General features: G+C 61.1%; 14 protein-coding genes. 11 read left to right on the top strand and 3 right to left on the bottom strand.

Annotated features, from left to right (window positions below):
• Positions 1-1,785 (top strand): GMC family oxidoreductase, encoded by a 1,785-nt coding sequence (locus EIY71_RS09655; RefSeq protein ID WP_007953975.1) that lies wholly within the window; start codon positions 1-3, stop codon positions 1,783-1,785.
• Positions 1,786-1,797: 12 nt separating this feature from the next.
• The gene (locus tag EIY71_RS09650) at positions 1,798-3,099 is read left to right on the top strand and encodes a cytochrome c (RefSeq protein WP_102688244.1); all 1,302 of its coding nucleotides are present in this window, start codon (positions 1,798-1,800) and stop codon (positions 3,097-3,099) included.
• 53 nt (positions 3,100-3,152) lie between these two features.
• Here the strand turns inward: EIY71_RS09650 and EIY71_RS09645 are convergent, their stop codons facing one another.
• Entirely contained in the window at positions 3,153-3,455 is a 303-nt protein-coding gene (locus EIY71_RS09645) for a hypothetical protein (RefSeq protein WP_007953977.1), read from the bottom strand.
• 233 nt (positions 3,456-3,688) lie between these two features.
• Here EIY71_RS09645 and EIY71_RS09640 point away from each other — a divergent pair, with 233 nt between their 5' ends.
• The 3 genes from EIY71_RS09640 to EIY71_RS09630 all read left to right on the top strand — a co-directional run bounded on the left by EIY71_RS09640 (position 3,689) and on the right by EIY71_RS09630 (position 7,334).
• Positions 3,689-4,747 carry a PA0069 family radical SAM protein gene (locus EIY71_RS09640; protein WP_129973323.1) on the top strand — a complete coding sequence of 353 codons (1,059 nt, stop codon included), beginning with the start codon at positions 3,689-3,691 and terminating at the stop codon, positions 4,745-4,747.
• A gap of 238 nt (positions 4,748-4,985) precedes the next feature.
• Positions 4,986-5,717 carry a carbonic anhydrase gene (locus tag EIY71_RS09635; protein ID WP_039764830.1) on the top strand — a complete coding sequence of 244 codons (732 nt, stop codon included), beginning with the start codon at positions 4,986-4,988 and terminating at the stop codon, positions 5,715-5,717.
• A gap of 90 nt (positions 5,718-5,807) precedes the next feature.
• Positions 5,808-7,334 carry a SulP family inorganic anion transporter gene (locus EIY71_RS09630; protein ID WP_102688243.1) on the top strand — a complete coding sequence of 509 codons (1,527 nt, stop codon included), beginning with the start codon at positions 5,808-5,810 and terminating at the stop codon, positions 7,332-7,334.
• Between the two features lie 51 nt (positions 7,335-7,385).
• Here EIY71_RS09630 and EIY71_RS09625 read toward each other — a convergent pair whose 3' ends face one another.
• Positions 7,386-8,018, bottom strand: coding sequence for a hypothetical protein (locus EIY71_RS09625; protein WP_129973324.1), 633 nt, complete (start codon positions 8,016-8,018; stop codon positions 7,386-7,388).
• A gap of 369 nt (positions 8,019-8,387) precedes the next feature.
• Between EIY71_RS09625 and coxB the strand changes: the two genes are divergently transcribed.
• The 4 genes from coxB (at position 8,388) to EIY71_RS09605 (ending at position 12,682) form a co-directional block, all read left to right on the top strand.
• Positions 8,388-9,515, top strand: a complete 1,128-nt coding sequence (gene coxB / locus EIY71_RS09620) for a cytochrome c oxidase subunit II (protein ID WP_134021548.1) — start codon at positions 8,388-8,390, stop codon at positions 9,513-9,515.
• Positions 9,516-9,597: 82 nt separating this feature from the next.
• On the top strand, positions 9,598-11,190 hold the full coding sequence (gene ctaD / locus EIY71_RS09615; protein WP_134021545.1) for a cytochrome c oxidase subunit I: 1,593 nt from the start codon (positions 9,598-9,600) through the stop codon (positions 11,188-11,190).
• Between the two features lie 27 nt (positions 11,191-11,217).
• Entirely contained in the window at positions 11,218-11,769 is a 552-nt protein-coding gene (locus EIY71_RS09610) for a cytochrome c oxidase assembly protein (RefSeq protein ID WP_074689750.1), read from the top strand.
• Between the two features lie 25 nt (positions 11,770-11,794).
• Entirely contained in the window at positions 11,795-12,682 is an 888-nt protein-coding gene (locus EIY71_RS09605) for a cytochrome c oxidase subunit 3 (RefSeq protein WP_011331798.1), read from the top strand.
• A 76-nt stretch (positions 12,683-12,758) separates the two neighbouring features.
• Here EIY71_RS09605 and EIY71_RS09600 read toward each other — a convergent pair whose 3' ends face one another.
• Positions 12,759-12,962, bottom strand: coding sequence for a twin transmembrane helix small protein (locus EIY71_RS09600; protein ID WP_134021542.1), 204 nt, complete (start codon positions 12,960-12,962; stop codon positions 12,759-12,761).
• Between the two features lie 72 nt (positions 12,963-13,034).
• Here EIY71_RS09600 and EIY71_RS09595 point away from each other — a divergent pair, with 72 nt between their 5' ends.
• Positions 13,035-13,775 (top strand): SURF1 family protein, encoded by a 741-nt coding sequence (locus tag EIY71_RS09595; RefSeq protein ID WP_085667441.1) that lies wholly within the window; start codon positions 13,035-13,037, stop codon positions 13,773-13,775.
• The gene (locus EIY71_RS09590) at positions 13,741-14,334 is read left to right on the top strand and encodes a hypothetical protein (RefSeq protein WP_039764840.1); all 594 of its coding nucleotides are present in this window, start codon (positions 13,741-13,743) and stop codon (positions 14,332-14,334) included. Before EIY71_RS09595 ends, EIY71_RS09590 begins: the two co-directional genes overlap by 35 nt.
• Positions 14,335-14,339: the final 5 nt, after the last annotated feature.

Below are 14,339 nucleotides of genomic sequence, written 5' to 3'. Positions count from 1 at the left end.
ATGGCAACGGTAATGAAGAAGGTCGACGCAGTGATCGTCGGTTTCGGCTGGACAGGCGCGATCATGGCCAAGGAGCTGACCGAAGCCGGACTCAACGTGCTGGCGCTGGAACGCGGACCGATGCAGGACACCTACCCGGACGGCAACTATCCCCAGGTGATCGACGAACTCACCTACAGCGTGCGGAAAAAACTCTTCCAGGACGTTTCCAAGGAAACCGTCACCATCCGTCACAGCGTCAACGACATCGCCCTGCCGAACCGCCAACTGGGCGCGTTCCTGCCGGGCAATGGTGTGGGCGGCGCCGGTTTGCACTGGTCGGGCGTGCACTTTCGGGTCGACCCGATCGAGTTGCGCATGCGCAGCCACTACGAAGAGCGCTACGGCAAAAGCTTCATCCCCAAGGACATGACCATCCAGGACTTCGGCGTCAGCTATGAAGAGCTGGAACCGTTCTTCGATTTCGCCGAAAAAGTCTTCGGTACCTCCGGCCAGGCCTGGACCGTGAAAGGCCAACTGGTCGGTCAGGGCAAGGGCGGCAACCCGTACGCACCGGATCGCTCGAACCCATTCCCGCTGGAAGCGCAGAAAAACACGGTTTCCGCACAGCTGTTCGGCAAAGCGGCTACGGAGGTGGGTTACAAACCCTACAACCTGCCTTCGGCAAATACTTCAGGGCCGTACACCAACCCTTACGGCGCGCAGATGGGCCCGTGCAACTTCTGCGGTTTCTGCAGCGGTTACGTTTGCTACATGTATTCCAAAGCGTCGCCGAACGTGAACATTCTGCCGGCGCTGAAGCCGCTGCCGAATTTCGAACTGCGGCCGAACGCCCACGTGCTACGGGTCAACCTCGACAGCACCAAAACCAAAGCCACCGGCGTCACCTACATCGACGGCCAGGGTCGCGAGATCGAACAACCGGCGGATCTGGTGATCCTCGGCGCGTTCCAGTTGCACAACGTACGCCTGATGCTGCTTTCCGGCATCGGCAAACCCTACGACCCGGTCAGCGGTGAAGGCGTGGTCGGGCGCAACTTCGCCTACCAGAACATGGCCACCATCAAGGCGTTCTTCGACAAGGACACCCACACCAACAACTTCATCGGCGCCGGCGGCAACGGTGTGGCGGTGGATGACTTCAACGCCGACAACTTCGATCACGGACCGCATGGCTTCGTCGGCGGCTCGCCGATGTGGGTCAACCAGGCCGGCAGCCGACCGATCGCCGGCACCTCCAACCCGCCGGGCACTCCGGCCTGGGGCAGTGCGTGGAAACGCGCCACCGCCGATTACTACACCCACCAAGTGTCGATGGACGCCCACGGCGCGCATCAGTCCTACCGTGGCAACTACCTCGATCTGGACCCGGTGTACCGCGATGCCTACGGCATGCCGCTGCTGCGGATGACGTTCGACTGGCAGGAAAACGACATCAAGATGAACCGCTTCATGGTCGAGAAAATGGGCAAGATCGCCGAGGCCATGGGCCCGAAAGCCATCGCCGTGATCGGCAAGAAAGTCGGCGACCACTTCAACACCGCGTCGTACCAGACCACCCACCTCAACGGTGGCGCGATCATGGGCACCGATCCGAAGACCAGCGCGCTGAACCGCTACCTGCAGAGCTGGGACGTGCACAACGTATTCGTCCCGGGCGCCTCGGCATTCCCGCAAGGCCTGGGCTACAACCCGACCGGCCTGGTTGCCGCGCTGACCTACTGGTCGGCGAAAGCGATCCGCGAGCAATACCTGAAAAACCCCGGCCCGCTGGTTCAGGCTTAAGGAGCGATGACCATGAAGACTCTCGTTATCGCGACCCTCGCGCTGCTCGGCAGCACGGCCGTTCATGGCGCCGAAGTTGATCAATCCTTGATCAAACAAGGCGAATACCTCGCCCGTGCCGGCGACTGCGTGGCCTGCCACACGGCCAAGGATGGCAAGCCGTTCGCCGGTGGCCTGCCGATGGAAACCCCGATCGGCACGATCTACTCGACCAACATCACCCCGGATAAAACCGGCGTCGGTGACTACAGTTTCGAGGATTTCGACCAGGCCGTGCGCCATGGCGTGGCCAAAAACGGCAGTACCTTGTACCCGGCGATGCCGTACCCGTCCTACGCCCGTGTCAGCGAAACCGACATGCAGGCGCTTTACGCCTACTTCATGCACGGCGTGGAACCGGTGGCGCAAGAGAACAAGGCCAGCGACATCCCTTGGCCACTGAGCATGCGCTGGCCACTGATGGGTTGGCGCTGGCTGTTCGCGCCGAAGGTCGAGGATTACAAAGCCGCGTCGGACGATGCCGTCGTCAGCCGTGGGGCGTATCTGGTGGAGGGCCTCGGACATTGCGGCGCCTGCCATACGCCACGGGCCCTGACCATGCAGGAAAAATCCCTGAGCGCGGCCGAAGGCAGCAGTTTTCTGTCAGGCAGTGCGCCGCTGGAAGGCTGGATCGCCAAGAGCCTGCGCGGCGACCACAAGGACGGTCTCGGCAGCTGGAGCGAAGAACAACTGGTGCAATTCCTCAAGACCGGTCGCAGCGACCGCAGCGCGGTGTTCGGCGGCATGAGCGACGTGGTCACCCACAGCATGCAGTACATGACCGACGCCGACCTGACCGCGATTGCCCGCTACCTGAAATCGCTGCCAGCCAATGATCCTGCCGACCAGCCGCACCAGTACGACGAGAAAGCTGCCAAGGCCTTGTGGAACGGTGATGACAGTCAGCGTGGCGCGTCTGTGTACATCGACAACTGCGCGGCGTGCCACCGCACGGACGGCCACGGCTACACCCGGGTGTTCCCGGCGCTGGCAGGCAATCCGGTGCTGCAATCGGACGACCCGACCTCGCTTATCCACATTGTGCTCAAGGGCGGCACCTTGCCTGCGACGCACGCAGCGCCATCGACCTTCACCATGCCGGGTTTCGCCTGGCGTCTGTCGGATCAGGAAGTGGCGGATGTCGTGAGCTTTATTCGTGGAAGTTGGGGTAACAAGGGCTCCACCGTCACCGCAAAAGATGTTGCCAAGTTACGTACCGACGATATGACTACAACATCAGCCGGTGATCTTGGACAAGTAACAAACCACAACTAAACGCAGTAACCCCTGCATGATTAATCATGCAGGGGTTATTTATTTAATGGCTGTTACGGATTGGTAATACTGGCATAGGCTTTGGCCAGAGCAACCAGTTTGGCTCGATCCTGCTCACCGATTTCACCGTCACGATCCACATCGTGCTCCAGACGGCCGATGCTGAAGGTATGGCCGCCATCCCGGGAGGTCGCGGTAACAAAGATCGGGTCAACCAGCATTTCGGTCTGCACGCCAGCCTCCGCATCCCAGCCCAGTTCCTTGCGCGCCAGTTGCATGGAAACCAGTGTATTGGGCTCCGATGGGCCGGGCTGCATCAGTTGCAGAAAAATACCGCGCGAATTAAAAAACGACATCATCAAATCCTTTTGTCTTTTATATAGTCAAGTGGTGTGAAGCGAAGTGGATACTACGAACTTGAACAGTAAACGAACAGCCAACTTATGTTTCTTCAATTTGCACAACTACAACTTTAGCTCTAGACAAACTTGCAACTAACCGCTCGATTTATTGATCGACGGCTGAACGGTAGTGGATCATCCGCCACCTTGCGGATACTGTATGCATGTACAGACCAAGGACACCCGTGATGACCAGCCCCTTGCCCCCGCGCGGTCGCGGCACCGCGACCAACCCGCACAACCGCTTCGCGCCGAGTCGTTCGGTGGCCGAGGATGACGGCTGGTTTCAGGAAGTGCCTTTGACCCAGGGCACCGAAGTCAGCTTCGAAACCGCGAAGACCATCATCACCCGCAACACCTCGCCGGACCTGCCCTTCGACCGCTCGATCAATCCCTATCGCGGCTGCGAGCACGGCTGCATTTATTGCTATGCACGACCCAGCCACGCCTATTGGGACATGTCGCCGGGGCTGGATTTCGAAACCAAACTGATCGCCAAAACCAACGCCGCCCAGGTGCTGGAAGAACAGCTGGGGAAAAAAGGCTATCAATGCGCGCCGATCAACCTCGGCTCCAATACCGATCCCTATCAGCCGATCGAACGCGAACGCCGGATCACACGCCAGACCCTCGAAGTGCTGCTGCGCTACCGGCATCCGGTGACCATCGTCACCAAGGGCTCGCTGATCCTGCGCGACCTCGACCTGCTCACCGAACTGGCGCAACAACGGCTGGTGGCGGTGATGATCAGCCTGACCACCCTGGACGACGAACTTAAACGCATTCTCGAGCCCCGCGCCGCCGCGCCCAAGGCCCGGTTGCGGGCAATCCGGGTCATGCGCGAGGCGGGGATTCCGGTCGGTGTGCTGTGTTCGCCGATGATTCCGATGATCAACGACAGCGAAATCGAAAGCCTGCTGACCGAAGCCCACGCCGCCGGTGCCCAGAGCGCGGCCTACATGATGCTGCGCCTGCCGCTGGAGGTGGCGCCGCTGTTCGAGGAATGGCTTGAGGCACACTACCCGCAACGTGCGGCGCATGTGCTAAGCCTGATCCGCCAGAGCCGTGGCGGCGAGCTTTACGACAGCCGTTTCGGTGCCCGGATGCGCGGCGAGGGTCCGTTCGCCGATCTGCTCGCCCAGCGCTTCGCCAAAGCGATCAAGCGCCTGGGGCTCAATCACCGCGAAGGCTTCAACCTCGACTGCACAGCCTTCTGTCCGCCGGGTCGCCAGATGGCGCTGATTTAGGGTCAATTGGCCTATGGTTGAGAGGAAGGAATGCTTGGCCCGGTTTACGCCGGTCACGTTTTTTGTGACCTGGAACACACGTTCTAGAGCGCTTGATTCAGTTTGAGTTAAGTTTCGGCGGTTACCTTGTTCATCGAGTGACTGACGGGTCGGGATGACCCGGATGTTCTAAACAGCCACTGGCTTCACACCGGAATACACGGGAACGACTCCCCGAATCCGCCAATGAGGATGAATCATGAGTGACAAGGATAAACAGCCGTTGGCTGCGTCGGCGCAAGCCGCCCCTGTGGCGGAATCCGCCGATGCAGCGTTGAATCGTATCGTTGACGGCTTTTTGCATTTTCATCATGAGGTCTTTCCGCAGCAGGAAGAACTCTTCAAGAAACTCGCCACGGCCCAGTCGCCACGGGCCATGTTCATCACCTGCGCCGATTCGCGCATCGTGCCCGAACTGATCACCCAGAGTTCGCCCGGCGATCTGTTCGTGACGCGGAACGTCGGCAACGTGGTGCCACCCTACGGCCAGATGAACGGCGGCGTTTCCACCGCCATCGAATATGCGGTTCTGGCACTTGGCGTGCAGCACATCATCATCTGCGGCCACTCCGACTGCGGCGCCATGCGCGCGGTGCTCAACCCGGACAGCCTGGAAAAGATGCCGACGGTCAAAGCCTGGCTGCGCCACGCCGAAGTCGCGAAAACCATGGTGCATGACAACTGCAACTGCGCCGACGAAAAAGAAAGCATGCCGATCCTCACCGAGGAAAACGTCATCGCCCAACTGCAGCACTTGCGTACCCATCCTTCGGTAGCCTCGCGCATGGCGAACGGTCATCTGTTCATCCATGGCTGGGTCTACAACATCGAAACCAGCGAAATCAAAGCTTACGACGCGGATCAGGGATGCTTCCTGCCGCTCGACGGCAGCCATCCGATCCCGGTGGCGACGCCCAAAGCGCGCTTCTAAATCCTCCTAAAAATCTGTGTGGTTTGACGCCGGCCGCTGTTTCAGCGGCCAGGCCTTGCCACGCCTGAAGAAAACTTCGGGAGTATCGCCATGCGTGCGGCTCAATTGAAAGCTGTGTTGCCACGGGAGCTGCTCGCTTCAGTGGTTGTGTTTCTGGTCGCCCTGCCGCTGTGCATGGGCATTGCCATTGCGTCAGGGCTGCCGCCGGCCAAAGGCCTGATCACCGGGATCATCGGCGGTCTGGTGGTGGGCTGGCTGGCGGGGTCGCCGTTGCAGGTCAGCGGGCCGGCGGCGGGTCTGGCGGTGCTGGTGTTCGAGCTGGTGCGCCAGCACGGCATCGAAATGCTCGGGCCGATCCTGCTGCTCGCCGGTTTTCTGCAACTGGTGGCCGGACGGCTGAAGCTCGGTTGCTGGTTTCGGGTCACGGCGCCAGCGGTGGTGTACGGCATGCTCGCGGGGATTGGCGTGCTGATTGTGCTGTCGCAAGTGCATGTGATGCTCGATGCGTCACCGAAACCCTCCGGCCTCGACAACCTCACGGCATTCCCCGGCGCAGTGGCGCAGGCCTTGCCGTCCTTAGGCTGGCAGGCCGGGTTGCTCGGGCTGTCGACCATAGCCGTGATGTGGTTGTGGGAGAAATTCCGCCCGCATTCGCTGCGCTTTATTCCGGGCGCGCTGCTCGGGGTCGGGCTGGCGACAGGCGCCAGCCTGCTGTTGGCGTTGCAAGTGAAACGGGTTGAAGTGCCAGAGAATCTCGCCGAAGCCATCGACTGGCTGAAACCGGCGGATCTGCTCAGTCTCGCCGATCCAACGCTGCTGATCGCCGCATTCGCCGTCGCCTTCATCGCCAGCGCCGAAACCCTGCTGTCCGCCGCTGCGGTGGATCGCATGCACAGCGGCCCGCGTTCGGATTTCGACCGGGAGCTGTCCGCGCAAGGCGTCGGCAACATGCTTTGCGGTCTGGTCGGCGCGCTGCCGATGACGGGGGTGATCGTGCGCAGTTCGGCCAACGTCCAGGCCGGCGCCACCACACGCTACTCGACGATTTTCCATGGCCTGTGGCTGCTGGCGTTCGTGCTGTTGCTGTCGAGCGTGTTGCAGAGCATTCCGGTGGCGAGTCTGGCGGGCGTTCTGGTCTACACCGGCTTCAAACTGGTGGACCTCAAGGCATTCCGTGGTCTGGCCCGATATGGCCGGATGCCAATGTTCACCTACGCCGCCACAGCACTGGCGATCATCTTCACCGACCTGTTGACCGGCGTGCTGATCGGTTTCGGTCTGACCCTGGTGAAACTGGCGTTCAAGGCCTCACGCCTGAAAATCAGCCTGATCGATCTGCCGCAGGACGGGGAAATGGAGTTGCGCCTGGTGGGCGCCGCGACGTTCCTCAAGGTGCCGGCGCTGACTCAGGTACTGGGCAGCATTCCGCCGGGCACAACGGTGCATGTGCCGCTCAATAACCTGAGCTACATCGACCATTCGTGTCTGGAACTGCTCGAAGAGTGGGGCCGGGCGAATGCGGCCAAGGGGGCGAAGCTGTTGATCGAGTCGCGCGGGTTGAAACGGCGGCTCGAAGGGCGGATCCGCACCACCACCGGGATCGGAGCGGCGGGCTGAAAATATTTGGGGGAACAGAGCAATCTGTTCCCCCAATCGTTTGCGCCGGGATCAAGCCGCAGGCTGATCCAGCTCCAGGCCCACGCCCAGACGGCGGCTCATGCACGGCCAGCGTTTCCACGCCGCACCGGTGTCCGGGCTGCTGAGTTTCTCGCGGTAGGCTTCCACCGACTCCAGCGCAAAGCTGTCGTCGTCGAGCATGCTGTCCACCGCGTGATGCACCACTTCGTCGAGTTGGTTGGCAAACTCCTCACCGATCAACTGGTGAGCAATCAGATTGGCGACCGTCATGTCCAAGGGGATCAGTGGCTGGCCGAAATGCTTGATGTACAGGTCGTTGACCTCTTCGACAAAACGATGCGCCAGATAGGCTTCGTCCAGCAGACTGTCCAGGCCCACGGGTGGCTGGAGGAAGTACTGCTCGGCGATTTTCAGCACCGGTTTGATCTGCGATTCGATTCCCGCTTCCCTGGCGACTTCATTGGCTGCATCCAGCAGGTCTGGCACTTCGTCGATGTAGGCGGCGACAAAACGCGTCAGCACGCCGTTGGCGTCGGTTTCCGGCAACTGGATGGCCGGGTGCAGGTGTTGCAGTTGGGCTTCCAGCTGACGGGTCAGCTTTCCGGTTTCAATCTCGTGTTGTCGGGCTATGTGGATCTGCTCGCGCAATGCGGCGGTGTTCATGAAAACTCCAGGAAACAAGGCAATGAAATAGGGAAGACATAACTTAGCTGGCTTACGAAAAATGCTAAGACGCATTTGTCATAATTATTTCATCCTTGATGCAACGGCGTTATATCGGTTTGCCACCACTCGTCTGCATCCTTCTCCATTCGTGCCCTGGAACGCAAGCGTCAGCTGTTTCATTCGATTTACGTCCGCACATTGCATTTCTCGGTGGCTGTCTATACTCGCCATTGAATGGAGTTAGCTGATGACGCCCGACTGCCCACGCAGCAAGGCCCGGCGATTCAAGTTCGTAGTCTGATGCAGCCGCTCCCTTGCCTCTGGTGAAAGCCGGCGGGATAACAAGAACGATAAGGGGAACCCGCAATGATGCGACATCCACACGTCTGGATGGGCCTCCTGTTGTGGTCGATTTTCAGCCCGGTGCAAGCTGCCTGGACTGTGAATATGGCACCTGGAGCGACTGAAATCAGTCACGCAGTATTCGACCTGCACATGACCATTTTCTGGATCTGTGTGGTGATCGGGATCATCGTCTTCGGCGCCATGTTCTGGTCGATGATGGTGCACCGCCGTTCTACCGGGCAGGTCGCCGCAAAATTCCACGAAAGCACCACCGTCGAAATTCTCTGGACCGTCGTCCCGCTGCTGATCCTGGTGGCGATGGCCGTTCCGGCGACCGCGACCCTGATCAAGATGTACGACACCAGTGAGCCGGATATCGATATCCAGATCACCGGTTATCAGTGGAAGTGGCACTACAAATACCTGGGCCAGGACGTCGAGTTCTTCAGCAACCTGGCCACGCCCGCCGAGCAGATCCACAACAAGGAAGCCAAGGGCGAGCACTACCTGCTCGAGGTCGACAAGCCGCTGGTGCTGCCGACCGGGGCCAAGGTGCGCTTCCTCGTGACCTCCGCCGACGTGATCCACTCCTGGTGGGTGCCGGCCTTCGCGGTCAAGCGCGATGCGATCCCCGGGTTCGTCAACGAAGCCTGGACCCGCATCGACAAGCCCGGCCTCTACCGTGGTCAGTGCGCCGAGCTGTGCGGCAAGGACCACGGCTTCATGCCGATCGTGGTCGACGTCAAGGAGAAGGCCGACTACGAAAAATGGCTCGCCGAGCGCAAGGCCGAAGCGATGCAGCTCAAGGAGCTGACCAGCAAGGAATGGACCCTCGACGAGCTCAAGGAACGTGGCGACAAGATCTACCACACCACCTGCGTCGCCTGTCACCAGGCCGAAGGCCAGGGCCTGCCGCCGATGTTCCCGGCCCTCAAGGGCTCGAAAATCGCCACCGGCCCGAAAGAAGGCCACTTGAGCATTGTCTTCCACGGCAAGCCCGGCACCGCCATGGCGGCGTTCGGCAAGCAGCTGTCGGAAGTCGATATCGCAGCGGTCGTGACCTACGAACGTAACGCCTGGGGCAACAACAAGGGCGACATGGTCACGCCAAAAGAAGTGCTGGAGCTGAAACAGGCGGAAAGCAAATGAGCCGGTCTATTGCGTACTTCGTGAACCGGTCGGGGCCCTGCGTCCCGGCCTGCCCAGTCCACTCACTTGAAGGAGACCGGCCATGAGCGCTGTCATCGATGACCACGGTCATGCCGAGCACGACCACGCCCACGGCCCCGCCAAAGGCCTGATGCGCTGGGTGCTGACCACCAACCACAAGGACATCGGCACGCTGTACCTGTGGTTTGCGTTCTGCATGTTCCTGCTCGGCGGCTCGTTCGCCATGGTGATCCGCGCCGAGCTGTTCCAGCCCGGCCTGCAGATCGTGGAGCCTGCGTTCTTCAACCAGATGACCACCATGCACGGCCTGGTGATGGTGTTCGGTGCGGTGATGCCGGCGTTCGTCGGCCTCGCCAACTGGATGATCCCGTTGATGGTCGGCGCGCCGGACATGGCCCTGCCGCGGATGAACAACTTCAGCTTCTGGCTGCTGCCGGCGGCGTTCCTGCTGCTGGTCTCGACTCTTTTCACCCCCGGTGGCGGGCCGAACTTCGGCTGGACGTTCTACGCGCCGCTGTCCACCACCTATGCCCCGGAAAGCGTGACGTTCTTCATCTTCGCCATTCACTTGATGGGGATCAGCTCGATCATGGGCGCGATCAACGTGATCGCCACCATCCTCAACCTGCGCGCCCCCGGCATGACCCTGATGAAAATGCCGCTGTTCGTCTGGACCTGGCTGATCACCGCGTTCCTGCTGATCGCGGTGATGCCGGTGCTGGCCGGGTGCGTGACGATGATGCTGATGGACATCCACTTCGGCACCAGTTTCTTCAGTGCCGCCGGTGGCGGTGACCCGGTGCTGTTCCAGCATGTGTTCTGGTTCTTCGGCCACCCCGAGGTGTACATCATGATCCTGCCGGCCTTCGGTGCCGTCAGCCAGATCATCCCGACCTTCTCGCGCAAGCCGCTGTTCGGCTACACCTCGATGGTCTACGCCACGGCGAGCATCGCGTTCCTGTCGTTCATCGTCTGGGCGCACCACATGTTCGTGGTGGGCATCCCGCTGGTGGGCGAGTTGTTCTTCATGTACGCGACGATGCTGATCGCGGTGCCAACCGGGGTGAAGGTGTTCAACTGGGCCAGCACCATGTGGCAAGGCTCGATGACCTTCGAGACGCCGATGCTGTTTGCCGTGGCGTTCGTGATCCTGTTTTCCATCGGCGGTTTCTCCGGGCTGATGCTGGCCATCGCCCCGGCGGACTTCCAGTACCAGGACACCTACTTCGTGGTCGCGCATTTCCACTACGTGCTGGTGCCGGGGGCGATCTTCGGGATTTTCGCGTCGGCCTATTACTGGCTGCCGAAATGGACCGGCCACATGTACGACGAAACTCTGGGCAAGCTGCACTTCTGGCTGTCCTTCGTCGGCATGAACCTGACGTTCTTCCCGATGCACTTCGTGGGTCTGGCGGGCATGCCCCGACGGATTCCGGACTACAACCTGCAGTTCGCCGACTTCAACATGGTGTCGTCGATCGGCGCGTTCATGTTCGGCGCCACGCAGATCTTCTTCCTGTTCATCGTGATCAAGACCATCCGTGGCGGCGAGCCGGCACCGGCCAAACCGTGGGATGGCGCCGAAGGTCTGGAATGGAGCGTGCCGTCACCGGCGCCGTATCACACCTTCACCACGCCGCCGGAAGTGAAATGAACCCCGTAGCCGTTGAGGACCGCCACCATGGCTGACTCGATTTCGCTGAAGAAACTGGTCACTCGACTGCTCGGCGTGGTGGTGGCGATGTTCGTCTTCGGCTTTGCCCTGGTGCCGATCTACGACGTGATGTGCAAGGCGTTCGGCATCAACGGCAAGACCGCCGGGCAGTACGAGGGCGAGCAGACCGTCGATGCTTCGCGGCAGGTGCGGGTGCAGTTTCTGTCGACCAACACCGCCGACATGCCATGGGATTTCTATCCCAAGCATGACGAGCTGACGGCCAACCCCGGCGCGGTGAACGAGATGATCTTCATCGCGCGCAATCCCACCGACAAACCGATGAGCGCTCAAGCCGTACCGAGCATCGCGCCGAGCAATGCGGCCGCGTACTTCCACAAGACCGAATGCTTTTGCTTTACCCAGCAGGTGCTGCAGCCCGGTCAGCAGATCGAGATGCCGGTGCGTTTCATCGTTGACCGCGACATGCCCAAGGACGTGAAGCACCTGACGCTGTCCTACACGCTGTTCGATATCACCGCCCGACATCCTCCGGTGGCTGCAAACACTGGCGGTTAAGCGTGCCCGATAAGGAGAACAATAAATGGCAACTCATGAGCACTATTACGTCCCGGCCCAGAGCAAGTGGCCGATCGTGGCCACGGTGGGGATGTTCGTCACCGTGTATGGCCTGGCGACCTGGTTCAACGATCTGAAGGCAGCGCGTCCGGAATCCCACGGCCCGCTGATCTTTTTCGTCGGCGGTCTGTTACTGGCGTACATGCTGTTCGGCTGGTTCGGTACGGTGATCAAGGAGAGCCGCGCGGGGTTGTACAGCCCGCAACTGGACCGCTCGTTCCGCTGGGGCATGAGCTGGTTCATCTTCTCCGAGGTGATGTTCTTCATCGCCTTCTTCGGCGCGCTGTTCTACGTGCGACACATTTCCGGCCCGGCACTGGGCGGCGAAGGCACCAAAGGCATCGCCCACATGCTCTGGCCGAACTTCCAGTTCACCTGGCCGCTGCTGCACACGCCGGATCCGAAACTGTTCCCGCCGCCCAAGGAAGTCATCAGCCCCTGGGGCCTGCCGCTGATCAACACCATCCTGCTGGTGAGCTCCAGCGTGACCATCACCATCGCCCACCACGCGCTGAAGAAAGGTCATCGCGGCGCGCTGAAACTGTGGCTGGCGATCACCGTGCTGCTGGGCTGCGCGTTCCTGGGTTTCCAGGCCGAAGAATACATCCACGCCTACCACGAACTGGGGCTGACCCTCGGCTCGGGCATCTACGGCGCGACGTTCTTCATGCTCACCGGTTTCCACGGCGCCCACGTGACCATCGGCACGATCATTTTGTTCGTGATGCTGATGCGCATCATGAAGGGCCATTTCGACAACGAACATCAGTTCGGCTTTGAAGCGGCGAGCTGGTATTGGCACTTCGTCGATGTGGTGTGGATCGGCTTGTTCATCTTCGTTTATGTGCTTTAACAGCAGCTGCAAGCCGCGAGCTGCGAGCTTCAAGTCAAAACGGTAAGGCTTGTAGCTTGTAGCTTGGCGCTTGCAGCTACCACGGCACGTGGGACACCAGTTGGCCGCTGTAGAAACCCCAGGCGATCAGGCCGACGGTGACAGCGGCCAACGTCACCCGAACACTCAAGGCGATCACCAGCCGATTCGAGCTGCTGTCGTCCTTGACCAGGAAAAACAGGCCGCTGAACAGGCTGACCACCGTGGCAATCAGCATCAGGACGATGGCTGCTTTGAGCATGGGAAGAACTCCGGGGGAACAAGCGATGCACTTGAGTATAGCGATCGCGTTCACTGATTTTCTGGCGCGACCATGAAGCGCTTCCGGCCGGGCGTGGTGCCGACCCTGGTGGTCGGCCTGCTGCTGCCGTTACTGATTTCGCTGGGCTTCTGGCAACTGGGCCGGGGCGCGGAGAAAACCGCCCTGCTCGCCAGTTACGCCGAACGCCGCGCCGCCGAACCGATGGCCAGCACCGAGTTGCTGCACAGCGCCGATCCGGCCTTTCGCCGGGTGCATCTGCACGGCCAGTTCGACGCCGCCCACAGCCTGTTGCTGGACAACCGTCAGCGCAACGGCAAGGTCGGCGTCGAATTGCTGCAACCGTTTCAGGACCAACGCAGCGGCCAGTGGCTGCTGGTCAATCGCGGTTGGCTGCCGTGGCCGGACCGGCGCACGGCCCCGCAATTCAATACGCCAGCCGATGCCGTGAATGTCGATGCCTGGGTGTATGTCGCCCCCGGTGCCACCTTCCAGCTGCATGCCGATCCGGTCAGCAGCACCTGGCCGCAGACCGTCACCGCCATCGAACCCGCGAAGCTGTGGAAAACCCTCGAACGCGACGGGTTCGCCTACGAATTACGCGCCGAACCCGGCCCCGCCAGCTATCAGGCCGACTGGCCGGTAGTCGCGATGGGCCCGGAAAAACACCTCGGTTACGCCGTGCAGTGGTTCGCCATGGCCACCGCCCTGCTCGGTCTCTACCTCTATCTCGGCTGGCACAACGCAAAGGAGAAACACCATGGGAGCGGCCATGAATCCACCCAGCATGTCTGAAACGAAAGTCCCGGCCAGTCGCCGTCGCGGACGCATCCAGTTGCTGCTGATCGTGCTCGGCGTGGTCGGTCCGATGATCCTCGCCACCGGCATGTACAAGTTGCAGTTCTGGGTGCCGGAAGGTCGCAGCTATCACGGCGAACTGATCGGCAACGGCCAGACCCGCGCTGACCTCGGTATCCAGGCTGACGAAACGCGCTGGCAGATGCTCGTGACCGCGCCGAAAGACTGTGCGGTGGACTGCCAGCAACTGGTGTACCTGGCGCGGCAGATCCAGATCGGCCTGGGCCGCGAAGCCGGGCGCGCCAGCCACGCCCTGGCCGCTGCACAACCGTTGGCTGCCGACTACGAAGCCAAGCTGACCCGCGAATACCCGCAGCTGCAACGCTACCCGCTGGACCCGGCGACCTTCAGCAAGGCCACAGGCGACAAGGCCACGCCGCAACTGTGGATCATCGATCCCCACGGCAACCTCGTGCTGCGCTACGACCCGAGCGTCAAGGGCAAGGATCTGCTCAACGACCTGCGCCACCTGCTGAAACTGTCGAACATCGGATAAGGGCA

The sequence above is a fragment of the Pseudomonas sp. CH235 genome (assembly GCF_004368175.1).
Lineage (GTDB): Bacteria > Pseudomonadota > Gammaproteobacteria > Pseudomonadales > Pseudomonadaceae > Aquipseudomonas > Aquipseudomonas paraglycinae.
Note: the sequence above shows the minus strand (reverse complement) of the source record. Positions and strands in the feature narration are given on the sequence as shown.

Excerpts from the sequence above, each read along its gene's own strand:
- EIY71_RS09655 (WP_007953975.1), top strand. The coding sequence starts at position 1 with ATGGCAACGGTAATGAAGAAGGTCGACGCAGTGATCGTCGGTTTCGGC.
- EIY71_RS09650 (WP_102688244.1), top strand. The coding sequence starts at position 1,798 with ATGAAGACTCTCGTTATCGCGACCCTCGCGCTGCTCGGCAGCACGGCC.
- EIY71_RS09645 (WP_007953977.1), bottom strand. The coding sequence starts at position 3,455 with ATGTCGTTTTTTAATTCGCGCGGTATTTTTCTGCAACTGATGCAGCCC.
- EIY71_RS09640 (WP_129973323.1), top strand. The coding sequence starts at position 3,689 with ATGACCAGCCCCTTGCCCCCGCGCGGTCGCGGCACCGCGACCAACCCG.
- EIY71_RS09635 (WP_039764830.1), top strand. The coding sequence starts at position 4,986 with ATGAGTGACAAGGATAAACAGCCGTTGGCTGCGTCGGCGCAAGCCGCC.
- EIY71_RS09630 (WP_102688243.1), top strand. The coding sequence starts at position 5,808 with ATGCGTGCGGCTCAATTGAAAGCTGTGTTGCCACGGGAGCTGCTCGCT.
- EIY71_RS09625 (WP_129973324.1), bottom strand. The coding sequence starts at position 8,018 with ATGAACACCGCCGCATTGCGCGAGCAGATCCACATAGCCCGACAACAC.
- coxB (WP_134021548.1), top strand. The coding sequence starts at position 8,388 with ATGATGCGACATCCACACGTCTGGATGGGCCTCCTGTTGTGGTCGATT.
- ctaD (WP_134021545.1), top strand. The coding sequence starts at position 9,598 with ATGAGCGCTGTCATCGATGACCACGGTCATGCCGAGCACGACCACGCC.
- EIY71_RS09610 (WP_074689750.1), top strand. The coding sequence starts at position 11,218 with ATGGCTGACTCGATTTCGCTGAAGAAACTGGTCACTCGACTGCTCGGC.
- EIY71_RS09605 (WP_011331798.1), top strand. The coding sequence starts at position 11,795 with ATGGCAACTCATGAGCACTATTACGTCCCGGCCCAGAGCAAGTGGCCG.
- EIY71_RS09600 (WP_134021542.1), bottom strand. The coding sequence starts at position 12,962 with ATGCTCAAAGCAGCCATCGTCCTGATGCTGATTGCCACGGTGGTCAGC.
- EIY71_RS09595 (WP_085667441.1), top strand. The coding sequence starts at position 13,035 with ATGAAGCGCTTCCGGCCGGGCGTGGTGCCGACCCTGGTGGTCGGCCTG.
- EIY71_RS09590 (WP_039764840.1), top strand. The coding sequence starts at position 13,741 with ATGGGAGCGGCCATGAATCCACCCAGCATGTCTGAAACGAAAGTCCCG.